This window comes from Modestobacter roseus (assembly GCF_007994135.1).
GTDB classification, from domain to species: domain Bacteria; phylum Actinomycetota; class Actinomycetes; order Mycobacteriales; family Geodermatophilaceae; genus Modestobacter; species Modestobacter roseus.
The window spans coordinates 2,100,265-2,123,689 of record NZ_VLKF01000001.1; the positions used below are offsets into that span (position 1 = coordinate 2,100,265).

A 23,425-nucleotide genomic window follows, 5' to 3' on the forward strand; every position below is an offset into this window, starting at 1 on the left:
CCCGCCGCGAGCTCGCGAGTGGTGGGGGGCTGGATGGTCCTTAATCACGGGGGTCGTCCGGGTCGAGTCCGAAGTAGGGGAAGGCGGCGGTGCGGGTGCGCAGGATGGCCCGGTCGACCCGGTTCTCGGTGAACGGGTCCCACCGCGAGAAGCCGGTCCAGCCGCCCTCGGTCATCGAGTCGGGGGGCTCGGCCCGCAGCCCGCGCCGGCGGACGTCGTCTCGCCAGCTCTGCGGGATCTCCGTGTGCGGGGCCAGCCGGTCACCGCTGGCCTCGGCGATCAGGTGGGTCCACGCCCGCGGCACACAGCGGACCAGGCCGTAGCCACCACCGCCGAGGGCGATCCAGCGGCCCTCGCACACCTCGTGCGCCAGGTCGTGCACCGCCCGGTAGGAGGCGCGCTGCCCGTCGACGGTGAGGCCGAGGTCGGCCAACGGGTCCTCGTGGTGGGCGTCGCAGCCGCACTGGGTGACCAGGATCTGCGGCGCGAAGGCCCGCACCACGCTGGGCACGACGGCGTGGAACGCACGCAGCCAGCCGGCGTCGTCGGTGCCGTTGGGCAGCGCCAGGTTCACCGCGCTGCCCAGCGCCTTCTCCGGGTCGCCGGTCTCCTCGGGGTAGCCGGTGCCGGGGAAGAGGGTGAGCGGGGTCTGGTGGACGCTGACGGTGAGCACCCGCGGGTCGTCGTAGAAGGCGGCCTGCACGCCGTCGCCGTGGTGCACGTCCAGGTCGACGTAGGCGATGCGCTCGTAGCCCTGGCGCAGCAGCCAGGCGATCGCGACCGCGGCGTCGTTGAACACGCAGAACCCCGAGGCCGCGTCGCGCATCGCGTGGTGCAGCCCGCCGGAGATGTTGACCGCGTGCTGGGCGCGGCCGGAGTGGACCTGCTGGGCGGCGAGCACGCTGCCGCCGGTGATGAGCGCGGCGGCGTCGTACATCCCGGGGAAGACCGGGTTGTCCGCGGTGCCCAGGCCGTGCCCGGCGGCGGCCGGGTCGTCGGGGGCGCGCCGCACCGCCTCCAGGTAGGCGGGGTCGTGCACCAGCGTGAGCAGGTCGACGTCGGCCGGGGTGGGGCGCAGCACCTCCAGCCGGGGGCGGTCCAGCACGCCGAGCGACTGCGCCAGCCCCATGGTCAGCTCCAGCCGCAGCGGGTGCATCGGGTGGTCGCCGCCCATGGTGTAGCCGAGCAGGGCGTCGTCCCAGACCACCGCGACGGAGTCGCTCACGGGCCCTCCCTCGCTGGTCCTCGTCGGTGCTGGTCCGTCCCCCCGCTCCCCGGTGAGCGGGCGTGCACCGCCGTCCCGGACGCTACCGGGGAGCCGCCCACCTCGCGCCGCCGCCGGCGTCGGGCTCGTCGGAGCCCGCCGGGTGGCCCGGGCCTCGTAGAATCGGCGGCACCTGACGGAGGAGTGGACGTGAACGACCTCATCGACACCACGGAGATGTACCTCCGGACCATCTTCGAGCTCGAGGAAGAGGGGATCACCCCTCTCCGGGCCCGGATCGCCGAGCGCCTGCACCAGAGCGGGCCGACCGTGAGCCAGACCGTGGCCCGGATGGAGCGCGACGGGCTGCTCTCCGTGCAGGGCGACCGGCACCTGCAGCTGTCCGACGAGGGGCGCGCCCTGGCCACCGCCGTCATGCGCAAGCACCGGCTGGCCGAGTGCCTGCTCGTGGACGTCATCGGCCTGGACTACGCCGACGTCCACGAGGAGGCCTGCCGCTGGGAGCACGTGATGAGCGAGGCGGTGGAGCGCAAGCTGCTCACCCTGCTCAACAACCCCACGGTCTCGCCGTTCGGCAACCCGATCCCGGGCCTCGACGCGCTGGGGGGCGACACCTCCGCGGTGCTCGACGCGCTCACCCTGCTGTCGACGACGGCCACCCCCGAGGGGCGCCAGGTCGTCGTCCGGCGGATCAGCGAGCAGCTGCAGGAGGACGGGCAGCTGCTCCGGTCGCTGGCCGACCTCGGCGTTCGCCCGGGCTCGACGGTGACCGCGTCGCTGTCCAACGGCACCGTGCTCGTCGACGGGCAGCCGCTGGAGGCAGGCGTCGCCCAGCACGTGTTCGTCAGCGCCGTCGACGACGACCTGACCCCCGTCGAGGCCGCCGAGGCGACCGCCGGCGTCAGCTGAACCGCCTCCCGCTCCGCCCGTGAGCCGCGACCCCGCCCGGGGTCGCGGCTCACGTCGTCCCCGGGGCCACCCCGGGGGCGTCCGGTCAACTCGTTCGCCGAGCTCACGATCCGCTCACTAGGCTCGGCGCACCCGCCCGGACGCACAGAGAGAAGGCACCGGTGAGCGACTCCCCAGCACCCCCGCATGGCGCAGCCACCTCCGGCGAGCAGCCGCAGGACACCCCGCCCACCCCGTTCCACCGGCTCGCCGACTTCATGGCCCTGCCGCGACTCGGCGGGCTCGCCCTCTCCCCCGACGGCACCCGGCTGGTCACGGCGGTGGCGACGCTGGACCCGGCGGGCACCGCCTGGCAGTCGGCCCTGTGGGAGGTCGACCCGGCGGGCCGGCGCCCTGCGCGCCGCCTGACCCGCGGCCCGGTCGGTGAGTCGTCGCCGGTCTTCACCCCGGCCGGCGACCTGCTGTTCACCTCCGCCCGCCCCGACCCCGACGCGGGCAAGGACGGAGGCGAACCGAAGTCCGCGCTGTGGAGCCTGCCGGCCGACGGCGGGGAGGCGCGCTTGGTCCTGCAGCGTCCCGCCGGCATCAGCGGGGTGCTGGTCGCCGCCGACACCGGTGAGGTGGCGGTCCTCGCCTCGACCTCCCCGGGGGCGGCGGACGCGGCCGCCGACGAGCAGCGGCGCAAGGAGCGCAAGGACGCCGGCGTCACCGCGGTGCTGCACGAGAGCTACCCGGTCCGGTTCTGGGACCACGACCTGGGGCCGGCCGTCCCGCACCTGTTCTGGGCCGGACGGCTGCCCGCCGATCCCACCCCCGGCAGCCGGCCGGAACCGGCCGAGTGGCGTGACCTGACCCCGGGGGCCGGGGCTCCGCTCGGCTCCGGTGACGACGTCGCCGTCTCCCCGGACGGGCGGTTCGTCGCGCGCGGCGAGGACGTGCCCGACGGCCCGGCCGGGCGCCGGTCCCGGCTCGTGCTCACCGAGGTCGCCACCGGGGAGACCCGGGTGATGGTCGACGACCCGCAGGCCGACGTGCACTCCGCACGCTTCTCGCCGGACTCGACCCGGCTGGTCTGCGTGCGCGAGTCGGCGTCCACGTTCAGCGAGCCGCCGGACTACACACTCCTGCTCGTCGACCCGGCCACCGCCGAGACCCGCGACCTCACCGCCGGCTTCGACCGCTGGCCCAGCGCGCCGCAGTTCTCCGCCGACGGCGGGAGCGTCTACTTCCTCGCCGACGACGACGCCCGGCACGCGGTCTTCCGGGTCACGCTGGACGGTGCCGCGCCGGTGCGGCTGACCGGCGACGGCGCCTACAGCGACCTGCAGGTGGCCCGGGACGGCAGCGCGCTGTACGCCCTGCGCTCGGGCTACGACTCCCCGCCCGTGCCGGTGCGGCTGGACCCGGTCGCCACCGGCCAGCAGCCGGCTCCACTGCCCAACCCCGGCACCGTCAGTGCGTTCCCCGGCACGTTGCGGGAGCTGGACGCCACCGCCACCGACGGCGCCCGGGTGCAGTCGTGGCTGGTGCTGCCCGAGGGCGCGAGCGCCGAGCGGCCCGCGCCGCTGGTGCTGTGGGTGCACGGCGGCCCGCTGATGAGCTGGAGCTCCTGGTCGTGGCGGTGGACACCGTGGCTGCTGGCGGCCCGCGGCTACGCCGTCCTGCTGCCCAACCCCGCCCTGTCGCAGGGCTTCGGTCAGGACTTCGTCCGCCGCGGCTGGGGCGACTGGGGCGGCGCCCCGTACACCGACCTGATGGCGGCCGTGGACGCCGCGGAGGCGCTCCCGGAGATCGACCAGACCCGGACCGCGGCGATGGGCGGCTCGTTCGGCGGCTACATGGCCAACTGGATCGCCACCCAGACCGACCGGTTCGCCGCGATCGTCACCCACGCCAGCCTGTGGCACCTGGACCAGTTCGCCGGGACGACGGACTCGGCGTTCTACTGGGAGCGCGAGTTCGGTGACCCGCTGACCGAGCCGAAGCGGTACGAGCAGAACTCGCCGCACCGCTTCGCCGACGCGATCCGCACGCCGATGCTGGTCATCCACGGCGACAAGGACTACCGGGTGCCGATCGGCGAGGGCCTGCGGCTCTGGTACGACCTGCAGAAGCGCGGGGTGCCGTCGAAGTTCCTCTACTTCCCCGACGAGAACCACTGGGTGCTCACCCCCGGGAACGCGACGGTCTGGTACGAGACGGTGCTGGCATTCCTGGCCGAGCACGTGCTGGGCCAGGAGTGGGAGCGCCCCGGGCTGCTGTGACCAGCCACCGCCGCCGTCACCCCTCGTCTCACCAGACCTCTCACCAGGGCCACCAGGCCGGCGCCGCCGATCGCGCCCGGGTCGCGACCGGTGGACCCGCGGCGGCCTCGCGGACCAGGTCGCGGATCGCCGCCGGCGGCAGGCAGGCGTCGAGCGCCTGCCGCAGCAGCACCGCGAGCCGGTAGGTCGGCTCGCTGCTCAGCGCCCGGTCCAGGGCGACGTTCGCCAGGGCCCCGGCGCCCCGGGCCCAGGCGGTGACGGCGAGCAGGGTGGCCGGCGCCGCGTCCAGCGGCGCCGGCGCCCGGCGGGTCAGCTCGGTGAACACCACCTCCGCGCCTGCCGCCGAGGGCCCGGCGCACAACCCCATCGCCCGGTCCCGCACGTCGACGTCGCGCAGGCCCCACGCCAGCCGGGCCACGTCGGCGTCGGGCAGCCGGGCGGTCGACCCGGGCCCGGACCGGTCGACGGCCGCCCGGAGCAGCGCCCACGACTCCTCGGCCACCTCCTCCCAGGCGGTGCCGAGCAGCCGGCGGGCCATGACCTGCCCGACCTCCTCGCAGGAGCGCGACATGCCCTCGGCCGCCAGGAAGCCCACCGGGGCGAGCCGCCGGACCAGCGCCGCCCGGTCGGGGGCGACCACCTGGCCGGTGACCGCCCCGGCCGCGGCCAGCGGGGTGTCCGCCGGCACCGGGGTGCCGGTGGGGTCCGGGCGCTCGTAGGACCACCACCGGCCCCGCCGCACCAGCAGCACGTCGGCGACGGCAATCCCGACGTCGGTGAAGCCCTGCACGGCCCGGTGCACGAGCTCCAACTGAGGGAGGAGCGTCCCGGCGTCGTCGTCCGCGTCGGTCACCACCGCGACGACCACCGCGCTCACCTCGTCGCGCAACAGCGAGCGGACCAGGCGCTGCACCGCCTCCTCCCGGTCCTCGGGAGCCGGCAGGTCGACCCGTGCGGTCACCCTGACCGCGCGCGCCGGGGAGCCCGTCAGGCCCACCACGACCAGCGACTCGGCCGGGTGGAAGCCGACCAGGTGCGGCAGGGCGGCGGCGACGTCGCCGGGGTCGGAGATACGGACGGTGATCGGGCGCTCGGCTGCGGGCATGCCGACGACCCTGGTCCGGCGGAGGCCGCCGGGGACCGGCCCCGGACGAACTGTGGACGGCGCCGCCGGCTGTGGACGACGACCGGCCGGGGCCCCTCCGCGGTGCTACACCTCGTACTGGACCGCACTCCGGCTGGCCAGGTGCGGCCGCACGTGCTCGGCGATCACTGCCAGGTGCCGGGGGTCCTCGGCGTAGGCGCGGAAGGCCTGCACGTCGGGGAAGTCGGCGACCAGCGCGGTGTCGGCGTTGCCGTCGACCAGGCCGGCGTCCGGGCCCACGGCGAAGGAGGTCATGCCCCCGACCTCCTCGGGCAGGCGGCGCAGCGCCTCCAGGGTGGCGAGGCGGACCTCCGGGGAGGTGTCGGGGTTCCAGGTGAAGAGCACGACGTGGCGCAGCATGCCCGCACCCTGCCAGGCCACCGGGCGGGGTGCGACGGGGCGGTCGCGGGCCGCGCCGGAGCCGTCGGGCGCGCTGGTTAGAGTCCGGGCATGGGACGGTCGTTGCGCGTCGCACTGCTGTCCTACCGGAGCAAGCCGCACGGCGGCGGTCAGGGCGTCTACGTCCGGGCGCTCTCCGCCGAGCTCCGCGAGCTCGGCCACCGGGTCGAGGTGTTCAGCGGCCAGCCCTACCCGGAGCTGGCCGACGGGGTGCCGCTGACCGAGGTGCCCAGCCTGGACCTCTACCGCGAGCCCGACCCCTTCCGCACTCCCCGGCCGCGGGAGTTCCGGGACCTGGTCGACGTCCTGGAGTGGACGACGATGTGCACCGCCGGCTTCCCCGAGCCGCTCACCTTCAGCCTGCGGGCGGCCAGGCTGCTGCGCGGCCGCGCGGGCGACTTCGACCTGGTGCACGACAACCAGTCGCTGGGCTGGGGCCTGCTCGGCCTGCGCCGCGCCGGGCTGCCCACGGTCGCCACCGTGCACCACCCGGTGGCGATCGACCGGGACCTGGAACTCGCGGCGGCCACCGGGCTGCGGCGGCAGCTGACCCTGCGCCGCTGGTACGCCTTCACCGGCATGCAGGCACGGGTGGCCCGGCGGCTGGACGGGATCACCACCGTCTCGGAGAGCAGCCGGCGGGACGTCGAGCGGCACATGGGGGTGCCCGCCGACGCCGTCGACGTCATCCCGGTCGGCATCGACCCGGACGTCTTCCGGCCCGGCACCACCCCCCGCGACCCGGCCACCGTGCTGGTCACCGCCAGCGCCGACGTGCCGCTCAAGGGGCTGGTGCCGCTGTTCGAGGCGGTGGCCAAGCTGCGCACCGAGCGGGAGGTGCGCCTGGTCGTGGTCGGCACCCTCCGCCCCGGTGGACCGGCCGCCGCCGCACTCGACCGCCTGGGACTGCAGGACGCCGTGCGCGTCACCGGGCCCGTGCCCCAGCCCGAGCTGGTGCGGCTGCTGCAGACCGCCACGGTGGTCGCGGTCCCGTCGCTGTACGAGGGCTTCTCGCTGCCAGCGGTCGAAGCGATGGCCTGCGCCACGCCGCTGGTCACCACCGACGCCGGGGCGCTGCCGGAGGTGGTCGGCTCGCACGCCGGCGTGCAGGTGCCCGCCGGCGACGTCGACCGGCTGGCCGGCGCGCTGCAGCTGGTGCTGGACCACTCCTCGCTGCAGGACCAGCTGGGGCGGGCCGGGCGCACCCGCGTCCTGGCGAACTACACCTGGCGTCGCACGGCCGAGCGCACCGCCGGCTGGTACGAGGACGTGCTCGCCCGGCGGGCACCGGCCGGGAGCGCCCCCGCGTGCTGACCGTCGACTACGACCTGCTCGACGTCGGCCCGGGCATGCGGGTGCTCGACCTGGGCTGCGGCGAGGGGCGGCACGCCTTCGAGGCTTTCCGCCGCGGCGCATCGGTGCTGGCCATCGACTGGGGCGCGTCCGAGGTGGCCACCACGCGCACGTGGCTGCACGCCATCGCCGCCGCCGGCGAGGCCCCGGCCGGCGCCTCGGCGGAGGTCACGCGCGCCGACCTGCGCGCCCTCCCGGTGCCCGATGCCAGCGTCGACCGGGTGATCGCCTCCGAGGTGCTCGAGCACATCGCCGACGACCGGGCGGCGATCGCCGAGATCGCCCGGGTGCTCAAGCCGGGGGGCCGGGTCGCGGTCACCGTCCCCCGCTACGGGCCCGAGCGGGTGTGCTGGGCACTGTCCGACGAGTACCACGCCAACGAGGGCGGGCACATCCGCATCTACCGCGGCGACCAGCTGGAGGAGCGGCTGGCCGCCGCCGGGCTCCGACCGACCCGCACCCACCACGCGCACGCGCTGCACGCGCCCTACTGGTGGCTCAAGTGCGCGGTCGGGGTCGACCGGGACACCCGGGCCACCCGGGCCTACCACCGGGTGCTGGTCTGGGACCTCGTGCACCGCCCGTGGGCGACCCGCACCGCCGAGCGGCTGCTGGACCCCCTCATCGGCAAGAGCCTCGTCGTCTACGCGGAGAAGCCGGGGTCCACCGGTGACTGATCGGCTCCCCGAGGTGCCCGGCGTGCTCTCCGCCGACCAGGTGCGCGCGACGGTGGCCGCCATCGCCGCCGAGCAGGCGGGCGACGGCGCGCTGCCCTGGTACCGCGGCGGGCAGCTCGACGCCTGGGACGCCGTCGAGGCGGCGATGGCCCTCGACGTCGGCGGGGAGCACGCCCGCGCCGCGGCCGCCTACGACTGGCTCGCCGCCCGGCAGCGCCCCGACGGCTCGTGGGCGGCGGAGTACCGGGACGGCGCCGTCGTCGCCCCCGGCACCGAGAGCAACCACGCCGGCTACCTCGCCGTCGGGGTCTGGCACAGCTGGCTGTCCAGCGGCGACGCCGGCCTCGTCGACCGGCTGTGGCCGGCCGTCCGCCGGGCGCTGGACCTGGTGACGGCGATGCAGCTGCCCAGCGGGGCGATCGGCTGGGCGCTGCGCCCCGACGGCACCCCCGACGACACGGCGCTGCTCACCGGGAACGCCAGCCTGTTCCAGTCGCTGCGCTGCGGGATCGCGCTGGCCGACCTGGTCGGCGAGCCCCATCCGGACTGGGACCTCGCCGCGACCGGTCTGGGCACGGCGCTGCGCGAGCACCCCGCGGTCTTCGCCGACCGGTCCCGCTGGTCGATGGACTGGTACTACCCGGTGCTCACCGGCGCGGTCACCGGCCGCGCGGCGGAGGAGCGGCTCGCCGCCGGTTGGGGCACGTTCGTGGTGCCCGGGCTCGGCGTCCGCTGCGTCGCCGACCGCCCCTGGGTCACCGGGGCGGAGACCTGCGAGCTGGCGCTGGCGCTGGCCGCCTGCGGACGCCGGGACGACGCCGCCGCGCAACTGGCCGCCATGCAGCACCTGCGGGCCGACGACGGGTCCTACTGGACCGGCCTCGTCTGGCCCGACGACGCCCGCTGGCCGGTGGAGCGGACCACCTGGACCGCGGCCGCCGTGGTGCTCGCCGCCGACGCGATCGACGGCACCGGCCCCGCCGGCCGGGTGTTCGCCTCCCCCGCGCACCTCGACGCCCCGGTCGCCGATGTGATCCAGGACCGGGGTTGATCGTCCCCCGTACCGGGCACCGTGCGCAGGTGATCACCGAGCTCGACCCCACGCGGCCGGCGGTGACCTGCGTGGTCGCCAGCCGCAACCGGCGGGAGGACCTGCTGGCGAGCCTGCCACGGCACGAGGCGCCCGTGGTCCTGGTCGACAACGCCTCCACCGACGACACCGTGGCGGCCGTCCGCGCCGCCCGCCCCGAGGTCACCGTCGTCCCGCTGCCGGACAACACCGGCGCCCTGGCCCGCACCGTCGGCGTCGAGCGCGCGGGCACGCCGTTCGTCGCCTTCACCGACGACGACTCCTGGTGGGCGCCGGGCGACCTGGCGAAGGCCGTGGAGATCATGCGCGCCCACCCCCGCCTCGGGCTGCTCGCGGCGCGCATCCTGGTCGGCCCGGAGGAGCGCCTGGACCCGGTCTGCGAGGTGATGGCGGCCAGCCCGCTGGGCACCGACCCGGACCTGCCCGGCCCCTCGCTGCTGGGCTTCGTCGCCTGCGCCGCGCTGGTGCGCGCCGAGGCGTTCACCGCCGCCGGCGGGTTCGACCCGGTGGTCCGCTTCCCCGGCGAGGAGGAGCGGCTGGCGCTGGACCTCGCCGCCGCCGGCTGGGGGCTCGCCTACGTCGACGAGGTCACGGTGCACCACCACCCCTCGACCCGCCGGGATGCCTCCGCCGTCCGGCAGGCCGGGCTGTGGCGCAGCCGGGTGCTGACGGCGCTGATGCGCTACCCGCTGCGCGACCTCGCCGGCCAGGTGCTCAGCGCGCTGCGCGCCGGGCGGCCGGGTCTGCGGGGCCTCGCCGGCGCGCTGCCCCGGGTGCCCGCCGCGCTGCGTCGGCGCCGGGTGCTGCCCACCACGGTCATGTCCGGAGTACGGGAGCTGAGGTCGTGACGAGCGAACTGGTCGAGCCGGACACCACGGGAGCGGGCGCCGACCCGCGGGTCGCGGTCGTCGTCATCACGCACAACCGGCGTGACGAGCTGCTGCTCGCGCTGACCCGGCTGCGCGGGCTGCCCGAGCAGCCGCACGTGGTGGTGGTCGACAACGGGTCGTCCGACGGCACCGCCGACGCCGTCCGCGGCGAGCACACCTGGGTGGAGCTGATCGCCAGCCCGGAGAACCTCGGCGCGGTGGGCCGCAATCTCGGCGTCGCCCGGCTGGACACCCCCTACGTCGCCTTCTGCGACGACGACACCTGGTGGGATCCGGGCTCGCTGCGCGCCGCCGCCGACGCCTTCGACGCCCACCCGCGGCTGGCCGTGGTCACCGCGCGGATCCTGGTCGAGCCGGGCGGCACCGAGGACCCGATCGTCGCCGAGCTGCGCGACTCCCCCGTCGTCGGCGCCGACTGGCTGCCCGGCCCGGCGCTGGGCAGCTTCCTCGCCGGGGCCAGCGTGCTCCGCCGCGAGGCGTTCGACGAGGTCGGCGGGTTCGACGAGCGGCTGTGGCTGGGCGGTGAGGAGGAGCTGATGGCCGGTGACCTCGCCGCCCGCGGCTGGGAGCTCTGCTACCTGCCCGAGCTCACCATCCACCACCAGGCGAGCACCGCCCGCGACCCGCACAAGCGCCGGGCCGACGGCATCCGCAACACGCTCTGGACGACGTGGCTGCGCCGGCCGTTCAAGCCCGCGCTGCGCCGCACGCTGCACCTGCTGCGCACCGTGCCCAAAGACCGGGTGACCGCCCGCGGCCTGCTCGCCGCGCTGCGTGGGCTGCCGTGGCTGGTGCGGGAGCGCCGGGTGCTGCCCCCGCACGCCGAGGCACGGTTCGCCGCCCTGGAGGCCGCTCAGCACCGGTCCACCGCCCGCCGCTACGTCAGCTGAGGCCGGGGCAGGTCGACCGACGCCGGAGCGGGTCGGCGCACGTCCGGTGAGCGAGCTCAGCTCGCTCGTGCCCCGGTGCGCTCGGACGCCCGGCCGACCGGGGTGCCGCGGCGGGAGAGCAGGTAGACCCCGACGAGCGCGCCTACCAGGGCGCCCACCGTCACCGTCGTGCGGACCGCCGACCACGCGGGCATCGCCGGGTCGACGATCTCGGTGGACCGCAGCCCGTCGGCGAGCGCCACCCCCGCGCCGGACCAGTCCCCCACCACGACCGCGGGCTCGACGCGCTCACGCACCATCCTGCCCACGGCGTTCGGCTGGAGCGTCGACTCCGCCCCGATCCACCACTCGTACTCGGCATCGTCCGTGGCCACGGCCAGCAGCACCTGGTCATCGCCGAGCCCGGACTCCACAGCGGTCAGCTCGGCCCAGTCGGCACCCTGCTCCTCGCCGTCGAAGGACGGCACGAAGACCGTGGAGAGGACGATCCCCGTGCTCGAGCGGAGCTCGGCCACGGCCTTCTCGACCGCCGCGGTCTCGGTACCGAGCACGCCGGACTCGTCCGTGACCGGGGCGTCGAGCGCCAGCGGCTGTGCCGCACCCGCCACGCCGGCAGGCAGCAGGACGGCCAGCGAGACCGCGAACAACGCAATTCGGGTGCGCACCCGACACTTCCTTACACTCGGTGATTGGATGATTTCCTCGAGCAGCATCTGCGGCGCCCACGAACGCACGTGCTGCCACGAGCGTGATCGGTGGCGGCGGGCAACGAGAGGCCGCGTCGAGCCATTGCTCGACACGCCGCCAACCCTTACTCCTGAGTAGCGAAAAGCGAACTCAGGGTTGTTCACACTGGTCACCATCCGAGATGTTCGACGCCCCCGGCCGGCTGTCGACACCCATCCTGGCGAGGTCCGCGACCGAGCAGACCACGGGTGGGCCGGCACCGGCGACCGCGATCAGCACGCGCCGATCCGGGTCGCACCAGTCGACCAGACGGTGGTCGCCGTACCGGCTCACCGACCAACCGTGCCGGCGCCGCGGGCGAGCCAGCCGGGAGAGGTCCACCTCGTGGAGTCCGGCCAACGTCGCCACCCCCACCTTGACCAGACACTCCTTGCGCACCCAGTACCGGAGGCCGAGCAGTGCGGGATCGACGGCCGCCGCCACCCGCCGCTGCTCGGCCGGGGACAGGCCGAGGGCAGGACCGGGAGCCGCCACGCCGGCAGGAGCGGCCGGCATCCTCTCGACGTCCACCCCCACGGGGTGCCAGGCAGCGGTGGCGACCACCGCCCCCCGGGTGTGCGCCCAGCTGACGTGCACGCCGGGGACCTCGGTGAGGGAGGGCCGCCCGTGCCCCGTCACGCCGCAGGTGGCACACCACTGGCGCACCATCAGCTCCGCCGCGGGTCGTCCGGTCAACGCCGCGGCGCACCGGCGCACCAGCAGGTGTGCGGCTTCGTATGCCGCCCGGTCGGCGGGGTCCCGCATCGAGGCGCTACGGGCCCGTTCGCCCGCACTCAGCAAGCCGGGGTCGCAGCCCTGGAACACCTCGTCGGGCGTGGCCACCGCGACCAGCGGTCGCAGGGCCGCACGACGGCACATCCGCACGTCGACCCTCCTCTCCTCCCGACCCTCCTCCGTGCGACGCCCCCGGGACGGTTCAACGCTTCGAAGGCGAACGATCACGACGAGCAATTTCGCTCGTGGTCGATCTCCAGAAAATGCAACGTGCAGACATCGGGCAACCACGGGACGTGATGATCTTGCGCCATGTCGACCATTCCGGACGAACCGGTGGCACGACGCTCCGTTGATACCTAGCGTCGACACGGATTCCAGATTGTCAACTGCGAGAGCGAGCCGATGACGACCGAGCACGACACCTCGGACTTCATCCCGGGTTTCACCTCCCCGAGCGATGAGCGGGTCGACTCCCCGGACCGGGCCTTCTCCTTCGCGGGCAACATCGCCGCACCCCCGTCCCCGTCGCGGCAGGGCACGACCCGGCTCGCCGGGTTCTTCGAGCGTTCGTGCGATCAGAACCCCGCGGCGACCGCACTGGAGTGCGACGGCGAGCGACTGAGCTACACCGACCTCGACCAGCGGGCCAACCGGCTGGCCCACCACCTGCTCGGCCTCGGCGTCCGGGCGGGCATGCGGGTCGGCATCCTGCTGGACCGATCGGTGCACACCTACGTCACGCTGCTCGCGGTGACCAAGACGGAGGCGACCTTCGTCCCCATCGACCCGGCGGCACCCGCCGACCGGGTGCAGTTCCAGGCCGAGGATGCCGGCCTCGGCCTGGTGATCACGACCACCCCGTTCGCCGAGACCTGCCGTGCGCTGCCCTGCCGGCCGGTGTACCTGGACCAGCTCGGCGGCGATCTCGCAGCCGCACCGAGCTGGCGCCCCGACCTGGACACCGGTGGCGACCCGGTCGCCTACATCATCTACACCTCGGGCTCGAGCGGGCGCCCGAAGGGCGTCGAGATCGCCCAGTCCAGCATCTGCAACTTCATCGGCATCGTCCCCGTGCTGTACGGCGTGGAGCCGACCGACCGGGTCTACCAGGGCATGACGATCGCCTTCGACTTCTCCATCGAGGAGATCTGGCCGACCTGGGCGGTCGGGGCGGCGCTGGTGGCCGGACCCACCGACGGACGGCGGGTGGGCACGGGGCTCGCCGACTTCCTGGCCGAGCACGAGATCACGATGATCTACTGCGTCCCCACGGTGCTGGCCACCCTCGACCGCACGCTTCCCCTGATCCGCACGGTGAACGTCGGCGGCGAGGCCTGCCCGCGCGAGCTCGTCGACCGCTGGGGCCCGGGCCGCCGAATCCTCAACACCTACGGTCCGACGGAGGCCACGGTCACCTGCACCATGGCCGAGCTCCACCCCGGCAAGCCAGTGACCATCGGACGACCGTTGCCGACGTACCGGATCACCCTGCTGGACGACGAGCGACGGCCGGTGGCCAATGGCGAGGTCGGCGAGATCTGCGTCGGCGGCCCCGGGGTTGCCCTCGGCTACGTCAACCGACCCGACCTGACCGCCGACCGCTTCCTGCCCGACCCGAACGGCTCGCCCGGCGAGCGGCTCTACCGCACCGGCGACCTGGGGCGCTTCCTCCCCGACGGCGAGCTGGAGTACCTCGGGCGCGCCGATGCCGAGGTCAAGGTCCGCGGCCACCGCGTCGACCTCGGCGAGATCGAGGGCACGCTGCTGCAGCACCACCGGGTCACCGCCGCGGTGGTCACGCTGCTGCCCGCGCCGGACACCGGCGGGGAGCTCGCCGCCTACGTGATCCCCCGCGCCGGGGACGACACCGACGATCTCGTCGCCGAGCTGCACGACATGGTGCTCGACCAGCTGCCGCCGTACATGGTGCCGTCCTACCTCGACGTGGTCTCCAGCATCCCGATGCTGCCGAGCGGCAAGGCCGACCGGAAGGCGCTCCCCGCACCCCGGGGCCCGCGCCTGATGCGCAGCACCGGGGAGCACGTGGCACCGGACACGCCGGTGGAAGCCTGGATCGCCGGGGTGTGGGAAGAGGCGTTCGGGCTGCCCGCCGGCGCGGTGTCGGCCGATGCCGACTTCTTCGACGCACTGGGTGGCCACTCCCTGCTGGCCGCTCGGATCGTCTCCACGCTGCGCTCCAGCGACCTGGGCGCCGGGTTGTCCATCCTGGAGCTCTACCGGAACCCGACGGTCCGCTCCCTGGCCGCACACCTGGAGGACGCCGCAGAGCTGGAGGACGCCGTGCGAGCCGGCGCCGCCGGCACCGAGCCGCGCCGCCGCCCGGCGCCGTCCGCGCGCGGCCGCATCTCCGCCTTCGGCTCGGCGCAGCTGGCCAGCCTCTACGGCATCGTCCTGCTGTTCCTGCTGCCGGCCGCCGTGCTGTACCAGCTCAACGGCGGGGAGCCGTCGACGACCTTGGTCGCCCAGCTGGTGGTCGTCCTGCCGGCGTTCTTCCTCCTCGTGCGCTGGGTGCTCCCGGTCGTCGGCTCGCGGCTGCTCTCGCGCGGGCTGCGGCCCGGTGACCACGCGCTGTGGAGCTGGACCCACCTGCGGGTCTGGATCGTGCAGAAGCTGATGATCATCTCGCCGATGACCGTCCTCAGCGGGTCCCCGTGGGCGGCGACCTACCTGCGGCTGGCGGGCGCCCGGATCGACGACGACTGCCACATCGGAACGGCGGAGATCAGCCTTCCGGTGATGCTCGACGTGCGCCCGGGCGCGACCGTCGGCTACGGCACACAGCTGCACGGCCACCGGATCGCCGACGGGGTCCTGTCGCTCGGCACGGTCACCCTGGGGGCGGGCGCCACCATCGGCTCGCAGTCGTTGCTGGAGGCGGGCTCGGCGGTCGAGGAGGGTGGCGTGCTGCGCGAGCAGTCGCTCCTGCCGGCCGGGCAGGTCGTCCCCGCCGGCGCCACCGGCACCGGGTCACCGGCCCAGGTCTCGGCTGGGACGACCGACCCGGTGCTCGACCTGATGATCGGGTGCGCCCGCGCCCCGCGCACCTGGTCGCGCCAGCTGCGCACCGGTTTCGCCGCCGGGATCACCATGCTGGAGCTGCTTCCCTTCGCCGTCCTGCTGCCCGTGGTCGGGCTCGTCTGGTGGGTGCTGCTCACGTTCGGCCTCGGCCCCGCTCTCGTCGCCACCGCGCTCTCCGGCCCGGTCTTCGTGGCGGGCTCCCTCGCGCTCGTCCTCGGGTGCCGACGGCTGGCCCTCACCGAGACCCCGCCGGGCGTGCACCACCTGCGCTCTCAGCTGGGGCTGGAGAAGTGGCTCGGTGACAAGCTGCTGGAGATGAGCCTGACGCTCAACAACAGCCTGTACGCCACCCTGTACACCTCGATCTGGCTGCGGGCCCTGGGCACCAAGGTGGGCCGCGGTGCCGAGGTCTCCACCATCGCCAACATCGACCCCGACCTGCTCACCCTCGGCGAGGGCAGCTTCGTCGCCGACATGGCCAGCGTCGGCAGCGCCACCTACGCCAACGGGCACGTGGCCTTCCAGACCACCGAGATCGGCGCCCGGGCCTTCGTGGGCAACGCCGCCTTCGTCCCGTCCGGGTCGCGGCTGGGCGACGGCTCGCTGATCGGCGTCCGCAGCCTCCCGCCGACCGGGGGCGCCCCGGCGGACAGCTCGTGGCTCGGCTCCCCGCCCATCAACCTGCCGCGCCGGGAGACCTACGAGGGGTACACCGAGGAGGAGACGTTCGCGCCCAGCCGTCGTCGGGTCCGGGCCCGGTACGCGATCGAGTTCCTGCGCATCGTGCTGCCCAGCTCGATCCTGGCCCTGGCGATGTTCGGCACGCTGTACGGCGTCTCCGTGCTCGCGGCGAACCAGGGCCTGCTCGTGACGGTGCTCGTCGCGCCGCTGATCGCGCTGCTGTCCAGCCTCGCCGTCGTGGTGGCGGTGGCCCTGCTCAAGTGGGCCGTGATCGGTCGCTACCAGCCGCGCGTCCGGCCGCTGTGGAGCGGCTTCGTCCGCCGCACCGAGTTCGTCACCGGCATCTACGAGGCCGCCGCCGTGCCCGCCCTGCTGACCTGGCTGACCGGCACCCCCCTGCTCGGCCCGCTGCTGCGCCTCTACGGGACGACGGTCGGCCGGCGGACGCTGGTCGACACCACCTACGTCACCGAGTTCGACCTCGTCACCCTGGGCGACGACGTCACGGTCGGCACCAACGCCTCGCTGCAGACCCACCTGTTCGAGGACCGGGTGATGAAGATGGACCACGTCGTGGTCCGGGACCGGGCCAGCGTCGGGGACAAGTCCGTGGTCCTCTACGGCTCCATCGTGGAGGAGGACGCCACGATCGCCGACCTCTCGCTGGTGATGAAGGGCGAGGTGCTGCCCCCGGGCACCGCGTGGAGCGGCATCCCCGCCCAGAAGGTTGGCCGCGCGCCGGCCAGCACGCTGCCGGTACGGGACGACGTCTCCCTCGACGCCGCCGGGATCGAGAACCCCGCGACGGAGAGCCGGCAGCTCAGCACCGCGTCGACCGAGAGGGGAGCGTGACGGTGTCCCGGACCAGCGAGCACCAGAACATCGTGGCCCCGCTGCCACCCGAACCGCCGGACGCACCGGCGACCCCGGCGCTGCCGCACAGCTGCGCACCGGCACCGGCCGGTGACGTCGCCGGCACGCCGGCCGAGGGTGCTGCCGGTACGCCGGCCGAGGGCGCTGCCGGACCTCCCGCCGAGGGTGCTCCCGGCGGTCCGGCGGCCACGGCCCCCCGGCGACGGCGGGTGCGGCTGGTCGGGATCGACGCCGCCCGCGGCCTCGCCCTGATCGGCATGATGTCGGTCCACCTCATCGACCCGGCCACCTCCGACAACGACGTGTCGCTGGCCTGGGCCCTGTCCAACGGCACGGCATCGGCGTTGTTCGCGCTGCTGGCCGGCGTCGGCATCGCCTTCTCCACCGGTGGACGACGCCCGCCGACCGGCCGGGCCTGGCGGGCCGGCGCGCTGTCGCTGCTGACCCGGGCGGTGATCATCGGCGCGATCGGCCTGGTCCTCGGGTACGTCGTCGGCGTCACCGACGCCGCGGTGATCCTGGCCTACTACGGCGTGCTCTTCGCCCTGGCCATCCCCTTCCTCCGGCTGTCCACCCGGGGCCTGGTCGTCGCGGCCGCGGCGGCCGCCCTGGTCATGCCGCTGGTCAGCTACGCGGCGCGCAGCGCGATCGACCCGGTCGGGGCGAGCAACCCGACGCTGACCGACCTGGTCACCGACCCGCTGGGGCTGATGTCCCGGCTGACCCTCACCGGGGTGTTCCCCGCCCTGGTCTGGATCTCCTACCTGCTCGCCGGGATGGCCGTAGGGCGGTCGCTGCTCTCCTCGCGGCGGGTCGCCGGCATGATCATGCTGCTCGGCGTGGCGCTCGCCCTGGCGTCCAGCCTGCTGTCGATGCTCCTGCTGACCGTCGGCGGTCTGGGCAGCCGGCTGCGGTCGGACGCGCTGCAGACCATGGACTTCGAGGTCTACCAGGACACGCTGACCTGGGGGCCCTCCGGCACGACGCCGACCAACAGCCCGTGGTGGCTGGTGGCCATGGCGCCGCACAGCGGCAGCCCGCTGGACCTGGCGTTCACCATCGGGGTCGCACTGGCCGTGCTGGGGGCCTGCCTGCTGCTCGGCCGGGGGCTGCAGCCGCTGCTGCTCCCGCTGGCCGCAGCCGGCAGCATGACCCTGACGCTCTACGGCGCGCACCTGCTGCTGGTCGCCGCACCCTTTCCCGGTGGGGTGCTCACCTGGGTCGGCCAGGTGGTTCTGGTCGTCGCCTTCGCCGTCGTCTGGAACCGGCACCGGCTGCGCGGGCCGCTCGAGGAGCTCGTCTGGCGGGCCACCGACGCGGTGCGCCGGAAGGTGCTCGGCGGGGGCGAGCCGCGGCGCACCGCCACCGGGCACTGATCATGGGCACCCGTCCCGGCGACCGACCGCTCGCCCTCGTCTACCGTGGTCCGGCCTCCACGGACGGGTGCCCGGAGGCCGTGGCCGGCGCCCTCTCCCGGAGCCGGTGGGGCTTCGACGTGCGGTTCGTCGGGCCGAAGGAACGGCTGGCACCGGAACCGGACGTGCTCGCCACTGCCGCCCTCTACGCCCAGCCCGGCGGCGGCGAGCTGGACAGGGCCTGGCGCAAGCTGCGCACGCGGGGCCCGGCGATCCGCGAGTACGTCGCAGCGGGCGGCCGCTACCTGGGCTTCTGCCTCGGCGGCTACCTCGCCGGGGGGACGCCGGGGTTCGGCCTCCTCCCCGGGGACACCGACCAGTTCATCTCCTCCCCCGGCGCGCGGCCGACGCACACCGACGACGCGGTCGCCACCGTCATCTGGAACGGGCGCCGCCGCGAGATGTTCTTCCAGGACGGCGCCTGGTTCGACCTGGATCCCGCCCGGGGGCCGGCCGAGGTGCTGGCCACCTACGAGAACGGGCTGCCCGCGGCGGTGGTCGCGCCCTTCGGCGCCGGCGCGGTGGGCGTCGTCGGCCCGCACCCCGAGGCGACCCCCGACTGGTTCACCGACAGCGGCCTGCCGGTGCCGGCGGACCTGCGGGCCGACCTCACCCAGGACCTCGTCGACCGGGTGATGCTCCTCCACCGGGCGACCTCCGCCGGCTGACGCGCTCCGGCCACCGCCACGAGCTGCGGGCTCGCGACGGTGGCCGGTGGGTGTGGCGGTGACGCGCCGCCGGAGGTTCAGCCCTCGTCGAGGAAGGTGCGCACGATCGAGCCGAACTGCCCCGAGCGGTTGTGCCCGACCCCGGCCGGGGCGACCAGGCGGGTGTTCAGCCCCTGAGCCGAATACCACTGCTGCCCGGCCTGGGCGCCCCAGGGGCCGGAGAGCGCGTCGAACCCGCCGCCGGCGCCGGTGTCCAGGGCACCGGTGTCCCAGCGCATCACGACCTTGCCCTTCACGTCCGCCGGGATGGCAGCGCGACCCGCCGGCGCGCCACCCCCACCGATGGCGATGACCCCGCCACCACCGGACCACAGGCCCGGGTGGGCCGGGAAGACGAAGCGGGTGGCTGCCTGCGCGCCCGACGAGTAGCCGGCGAACCACAGCTCACCGGCGCCGAACTGGGCCTTCGTCTGGCTGATCAGCTCGGCCAGGTACGCGGCGTACCCGGGGGCGTCCCCGCGCTCCCAGCACTTGCACGAGCGGTTCGGGCTGAACGGAGCCAGCAGGACCATGTTGTGCTCCCGCGCCACCGCGGCCAGCCCGTTGGCCCCGCCGATGGCGTAGGACTGGGTCGGGTTCTCGAGTCCGTACTCACCGGTGCCGTCGGCGTACACCAGCAGGCCGATCGGCTTCGCCGGGTCCACACCTTCGGCGAAGATCCGGTAGTCCGCGGTGTGGCCGGCGGCGCTGAAGGACGCGGTCCGGTTGCTCGTCGCCGCGGCAGGCGCCTGGCGCACCGGGGTGTCCGCGACCGGAACCGGCGCAGGGGCCGGGGCCGGCGCAGGGCCGGGGCCGGCGCAGGGGCCGGGGCTGGGGCCGGCGCAGGGGCCGGCGCTGGGGCTGGGGCCGGCGCTGGGACTGGGGCCGGCGCAGCCGGGGAGGTCGTCGTTGCGGTCGCCGGGGGCACCGGGGCGGGGGTGCCGCGCCGGACCCGGTCGGCAGCGTCCCGCGAGGGCCGTTCGGCGCGGGCCGCATCGACCTGGACCGTGCCGGGTGCCCGGTCCGCGCTGACCGCGCTGCCCGCCGTCGGCCGGTCGGTCGCCCCGTCCCCGACGGTGGTCGCCCCCGCGGCGGCGGTCATGCACAGGACGGCAGCGACGGCCCAGCTCCGCGCGTGCCGGCCACTGCGGCTGGAGAGGGCGGACAGGAAGCGGCGGCGACGGCCACCACCCCGGATGCGACGTCTGGACAAGAGGCGACCCTTTCGGACGTCCGGTACCGCGGTGCCGAACGGTGTGCAGCAATTACGGAACGAATCGTTACACGCACTCCGCGCATCCGTAAGGTCACGCAGCGGCCACAGTCACCTCGTTCGCCACAGCAGTCACACCCACCTCTGTGGCAGGTCGCCGGCACCCGTCAGCTGCCGATGACGTCGGTTGGCCCACGTGGCGGGCAGCCGGGAAGATGGTGGTGCACGGGGTGCTCCCGTCATCGGTCACGAGAGGCGGAGATGCGCGCGGTTCGTCGTCGGGCCGCGGTCGCTGCAGTGACCGGAGCCGCCTTCACCGGGGTGGCCGTGCTCGCCGGCTGCTCCCCGGGCGGCTCTCCCGCTCCCCGTCCGACGTCCTCACCCGCCCCGGATGCCGCGCCGTGGACGGAGCCGTGGGCGGACCGGCCGGTGGTCGACCTGCGGTTCGAGATCGCCGAGGACCTGGCGACGGTGTCCGGTCAGGAGCGGGTGGTCTTCACCCCCGACCTGAGCACCTGCGTGCTGGTCTTCCGCTCCTGGCCCAACAAGCCGGCGACCGCGCGGGCGGGCAGTGGACTGACCGTGTCCGAGGTCGTCGTCGACGGCCGTCCGGCGGAGGTGCGCGACGTGCCGGCCGGCGCACCGGAGAGCGCACCTGCCGGCACCCTGCAGGAGGTGCCGCTCGCCGAGTGCGCCGAACCCGGCGACGAGATCACCGTCGAGCTGGAGTTCCAGGTCCGGCTCGGTGCCGACGTGAACGAGCGGGTGGGCAGCTCCACCCAGGTCGAGGCCGTCTGGTTCGCCACCGCTTTCCCGTTGCTCGCCTGGGAGCGCGAGCAGGGGTGGGCCCGCGACGAAGCCGTCCCCGTCGCCGGTGAGATGGCGAGCAGCGAGGACTTCGAGCTCGCCTCGCTGGAGGTGGTCGCGGACGCCGACCACGAGGTGCTGGGCACCGGGCGGCTGGTCAGCACGTCCGACGGTCCGGGTGGCACGACGGTCCACGAGTTCACCGCACCGGCGGTCCGGGACGTCGCGGTGACCGTCGGCGAGCTCGACGTGGAGACCACGGAGATCGACGGCGTCCGGGTGCACCTCGGCCTGGACCGAGGGGTCGACGAGGCGACGCCGGAGGAGTGGCTGGCCCGGCTCGAGGAGTCGATGGGCGCCCTCGTCGAGCTGCTGGGGCCCTTCCCCTACGACGACCTCTGGGTCTCCGTGCTGTCGGCCCAGACCAGCGGCATCGAGTTCCCCGGTGCCATCCAGTTCGGTGACGTCGACCCGGACTTCCGCCGGGCGCTGGTCTCCCACGAGCTGGCGCACATGTGGTTCTACGGCCTGGTCGGCAACAACCAGGGCGTGCACCCCTGGCTGGACGAGTCGTTGACGACCTTTGCGCAGATGGTGCTGCACGGTGAGGGTTCGGCGGACCTGGCCGACGTCCCCGGGGCTGCCCGGCACGCGGTGGGTGCGTCGATCGACTACTGGGAGCAGTTCCCGAACGCCAGCTCGGCCTACTTCGACACCGTGTACAACCTGGGTGGAGCAACGCTGGTGGCAGCTCGCGCCGAGGTCGGCGCCGATGCCTTCGACACGTCGCTGCGGGAGTACATCCGCGCCAACGCCTACTCGATCGCCACCCCGGACGACGTCGCGGAGGCCTTCGCGGCGCTGCCCGAGGTGATCGCCGCGCTGGAGGACATCGGCGCGCTGCCCTGACCCGGGTGCCCCCGGCCCTGCCGGTCATCCTCCGGCGGCGAACCGGTCGAGGGCTGCGGTCACGGCGTCCCCCATGCTCCCGCCACCGTGCCCGGCATCGTCGAGGACCACGAGCTGACTGCCCGCCCATGCCCGGTGCAGCTGCCACGCGACGTCCAGCGGGCCACTGACGTCCAGGCGTCCGTGCACCAGCACCCCCGGGATACCGGCCAGGCGGTGCGCGTTCCGCAGCAACTGGCCGTCGTCGAGGAAGCAGCCGTTGCCCCAGTAGTGGGTGACCAGCCGGGCGAAGCAGAGCTGGAACGCCGGATCCGCCCCGGACAGGTCGGGGGCGAACCCGCCGGCCAGCGAGACGTGCGTGTCCTCCCACCGGCACCACTCGTGGGCGGCGGCCGCCCGGACCGCCGGGTCGGGGTCGTGCAGCAGCCGGCTGTAGGCCGCGGCCAGGTCGCCGTCCCGTTCGGCGGGCGGCAGGTGGTCCCGGAACCGTTCCCACTCGCGCGGGAACACCCGCCCCATGTCCCGGGTGATCCAGTGCAGCAGCCAGCGGTCACCCGAGGTGATCGCGCCCAGCACCAGCTCGGTGACCCGCTCGGGGTGGGCCTGCGCGTACGCCAGCCCGAGCGTCACGCCCCACGAGCCGCCGTGCACGAGCCACCGCTCGATGCCCAGGTGCGCCCGCAGCCGTTCCAGGTCGGCGACCAGGTGCGGGGTCGTGTTCGTGGACAGGTCGACCTCCGACTGCCCGGCCCAGGGAGTGCTGCGCCCGGCGTTGCGCTGGTCGAACTGCACGATCCGGTAGCGGGCGGGGTCGAACTGCCGCCGGGTGCCCGGTGAGCTGCCCGAGCCGGGGCCGCCGTGCAGCAGCACCGCGGGCTTGCCCGCCGGGTTGCCGCTCACCTCGTAGTGCAGCGAGTGACCGTCCCCTACGTCGAGCCTCGCGGTCGCGTACGGCTCGATCGGCGGGTGACGGCGGTCGCTCACCCGGCGCAGCGTAGGCGCACGGAACGGCGCCTCGATCTGTTGATCATGGGCGTATCGCCGTCCGACCCGCGGCCGACGGCGTGTCCCGCGACCGGACGCCCATGATCGACACCGGGGGACGGCGTCAGGCGGCGCAGGTGATGCAGGTGCGGGCCTGCGGGCGGGCGGCCAGCCGCTCGGCGCCGATGGGTCCCCCGCAGCTCGCGCACCGGCCGTAGTCGCCGGCGGCGGCGCGGGCCAGCGCGTCGTCGACGTCGGCCAGCCGCCGGTGCGCGGACTCCAGCAGCGCGGCGAGCTGCTGCCGCTCGAACGCGATGGTCGCGCCCTCCGGGTCGTGCTCGTCGTCGGCGTTCGACGCCGCGGACGCCGCCACCACCTCGTCGAACTCGCGGGTGAGCGCCGCGATCTGGGCGAGCGCCTCCGCCCGGGCGCGGGTCAGGTCCTCGGTCACCGTCACCGGTCCATCGTCCTCTCCCCCACCGACACCGTCAG

General features: G+C 74.7%; 19 protein-coding genes. 11 read left to right on the forward strand and 8 right to left on the reverse strand.

Annotated elements, in window-relative coordinates; translation table 11 throughout:
* Window positions 1-40: 40 nt before the first annotated feature.
* Window positions 41-1,225 (reverse strand): acetoin utilization protein AcuC, encoded by a 1,185-nt coding sequence (locus JD78_RS10010; RefSeq protein ID WP_153355888.1) that lies wholly within the window; start codon window positions 1,223-1,225, stop codon window positions 41-43.
* 189 nt (window positions 1,226-1,414) lie between these two features.
* Here JD78_RS10010 and JD78_RS10015 point away from each other — a divergent pair, with 189 nt between their 5' ends.
* The gene (locus JD78_RS10015; RefSeq protein ID WP_153355885.1) at window positions 1,415-2,134 is read left to right on the forward strand and encodes an iron-dependent transcriptional repressor DtxR; all 720 of its coding nucleotides are present in this window, start codon (window positions 1,415-1,417) and stop codon (window positions 2,132-2,134) included.
* A gap of 161 nt (window positions 2,135-2,295) precedes the next feature.
* Window positions 2,296-4,398 carry a S9 family peptidase gene (locus tag JD78_RS10020; protein WP_228394864.1) on the forward strand — a complete coding sequence of 701 codons (2,103 nt, stop codon included), beginning with the start codon at window positions 2,296-2,298 and terminating at the stop codon, window positions 4,396-4,398.
* Window positions 4,399-4,438: 40 nt separating this feature from the next.
* Here JD78_RS10020 and JD78_RS10025 read toward each other — a convergent pair whose 3' ends face one another.
* Complete coding sequence (locus tag JD78_RS10025) at window positions 4,439-5,503, reverse strand: DUF4192 domain-containing protein (protein ID WP_153355882.1); 1,065 nt, start codon at window positions 5,501-5,503, stop codon at window positions 4,439-4,441.
* Between the two features lie 105 nt (window positions 5,504-5,608).
* Window positions 5,609-5,902: a Dabb family protein gene (locus JD78_RS10030; RefSeq protein WP_153355879.1), complete on the reverse strand. Its 294-nt coding sequence runs from the start codon at window positions 5,900-5,902 to the stop codon at window positions 5,609-5,611.
* Window positions 5,903-5,992: 90 nt separating this feature from the next.
* On the opposite strand from JD78_RS10030, the gene JD78_RS10035 reads away from it, so the two are divergent.
* The 5 genes from JD78_RS10035 to JD78_RS10055 are packed head-to-tail and all read left to right on the forward strand — an operon-like array spanning window position 5,993 to window position 10,841.
* On the forward strand, window positions 5,993-7,255 hold the full coding sequence (locus JD78_RS10035; RefSeq protein WP_153355876.1) for a glycosyltransferase family 4 protein: 1,263 nt from the start codon (window positions 5,993-5,995) through the stop codon (window positions 7,253-7,255).
* Window positions 7,249-7,971 (forward strand): class I SAM-dependent methyltransferase, encoded by a 723-nt coding sequence (locus JD78_RS10040; protein ID WP_153355873.1) that lies wholly within the window; start codon window positions 7,249-7,251, stop codon window positions 7,969-7,971. Before JD78_RS10035 ends, JD78_RS10040 begins: the two co-directional genes overlap by 7 nt.
* Window positions 7,964-9,022: a prenyltransferase gene (locus JD78_RS10045; RefSeq protein WP_153355870.1), complete on the forward strand. Its 1,059-nt coding sequence runs from the start codon at window positions 7,964-7,966 to the stop codon at window positions 9,020-9,022. Before JD78_RS10040 ends, JD78_RS10045 begins: the two co-directional genes overlap by 8 nt.
* 29 nt (window positions 9,023-9,051) lie before the next feature.
* Window positions 9,052-9,909, forward strand: coding sequence for a glycosyltransferase family 2 protein (locus JD78_RS10050; RefSeq protein WP_228394863.1), 858 nt, complete (start codon window positions 9,052-9,054; stop codon window positions 9,907-9,909).
* Window positions 9,906-10,841, forward strand: coding sequence for a glycosyltransferase family 2 protein (locus tag JD78_RS10055; protein ID WP_153355867.1), 936 nt, complete (start codon window positions 9,906-9,908; stop codon window positions 10,839-10,841). Before JD78_RS10050 ends, JD78_RS10055 begins: the two co-directional genes overlap by 4 nt.
* A 56-nt stretch (window positions 10,842-10,897) precedes the next feature.
* On the opposite strand, the gene JD78_RS10060 is transcribed toward JD78_RS10055, so the two are convergent.
* A complete protein-coding gene (locus tag JD78_RS10060) occupies window positions 10,898-11,506 on the reverse strand; it encodes a TPM domain-containing protein (RefSeq protein ID WP_166521102.1) in 609 nt (202 codons plus the stop codon).
* Window positions 11,507-11,678: 172 nt separating this feature from the next.
* Entirely contained in the window at window positions 11,679-12,539 is an 861-nt protein-coding gene (locus JD78_RS10065; RefSeq protein ID WP_166521103.1) for a 4'-phosphopantetheinyl transferase family protein, read from the reverse strand.
* Between the two features lie 168 nt (window positions 12,540-12,707).
* On the opposite strand from JD78_RS10065, the gene JD78_RS10070 reads away from it, so the two are divergent.
* From JD78_RS10070 to JD78_RS10080, 3 genes are read left to right on the forward strand one after another with little or no spacing between them, the layout of a single operon-like run.
* Window positions 12,708-16,877: a Pls/PosA family non-ribosomal peptide synthetase gene (locus tag JD78_RS10070; RefSeq protein ID WP_153355858.1), complete on the forward strand. Its 4,170-nt coding sequence runs from the start codon at window positions 12,708-12,710 to the stop codon at window positions 16,875-16,877.
* A gap of 2 nt (window positions 16,878-16,879) precedes the next feature.
* Window positions 16,880-18,274 carry a heparan-alpha-glucosaminide N-acetyltransferase domain-containing protein gene (locus JD78_RS10075; RefSeq protein WP_153355855.1) on the forward strand — a complete coding sequence of 465 codons (1,395 nt, stop codon included), beginning with the start codon at window positions 16,880-16,882 and terminating at the stop codon, window positions 18,272-18,274.
* 2 nt (window positions 18,275-18,276) lie between these two features.
* A complete protein-coding gene (locus tag JD78_RS10080; RefSeq protein ID WP_153355852.1) occupies window positions 18,277-18,981 on the forward strand; it encodes a BPL-N domain-containing protein in 705 nt (234 codons plus the stop codon).
* 77 nt (window positions 18,982-19,058) lie between these two features.
* Here the strand turns inward: JD78_RS10080 and JD78_RS10085 are convergent, their stop codons facing one another.
* On the reverse strand, window positions 19,059-19,778 hold the full coding sequence (locus tag JD78_RS10085; protein WP_153355849.1) for a hypothetical protein: 720 nt from the start codon (window positions 19,776-19,778) through the stop codon (window positions 19,059-19,061).
* A 752-nt stretch (window positions 19,779-20,530) separates the two neighbouring features.
* Here JD78_RS10085 and JD78_RS10095 point away from each other — a divergent pair.
* A complete protein-coding gene (locus tag JD78_RS10095; protein ID WP_153355846.1) occupies window positions 20,531-21,949 on the forward strand; it encodes a M1 family aminopeptidase in 1,419 nt (472 codons plus the stop codon).
* A 24-nt stretch (window positions 21,950-21,973) separates the two neighbouring features.
* Here JD78_RS10095 and pip read toward each other — a convergent pair whose 3' ends face one another.
* A complete protein-coding gene (gene pip, locus JD78_RS10100) occupies window positions 21,974-22,933 on the reverse strand; it encodes a prolyl aminopeptidase (protein ID WP_153355843.1) in 960 nt (319 codons plus the stop codon).
* 124 nt (window positions 22,934-23,057) lie between these two features.
* Window positions 23,058-23,390 carry a TraR/DksA family transcriptional regulator gene (locus tag JD78_RS10105; protein WP_153355840.1) on the reverse strand — a complete coding sequence of 111 codons (333 nt, stop codon included), beginning with the start codon at window positions 23,388-23,390 and terminating at the stop codon, window positions 23,058-23,060.
* Window positions 23,391-23,425: the final 35 nt, after the last annotated feature.

Excerpts from the sequence above, each read along its gene's own strand:
- JD78_RS10080 (WP_153355852.1), top strand. The coding sequence starts at position 18,277 with ATGGGCACCCGTCCCGGCGACCGACCGCTCGCCCTCGTCTACCGTGGT.
- JD78_RS10035 (WP_153355876.1), top strand. The coding sequence starts at position 5,993 with ATGGGACGGTCGTTGCGCGTCGCACTGCTGTCCTACCGGAGCAAGCCG.
- JD78_RS10070 (WP_153355858.1), top strand. The coding sequence starts at position 12,708 with ATGACGACCGAGCACGACACCTCGGACTTCATCCCGGGTTTCACCTCC.
- JD78_RS10030 (WP_153355879.1), bottom strand. The coding sequence starts at position 5,902 with ATGCTGCGCCACGTCGTGCTCTTCACCTGGAACCCCGACACCTCCCCG.
- JD78_RS10025 (WP_153355882.1), bottom strand. The coding sequence starts at position 5,503 with ATGCCCGCAGCCGAGCGCCCGATCACCGTCCGTATCTCCGACCCCGGC.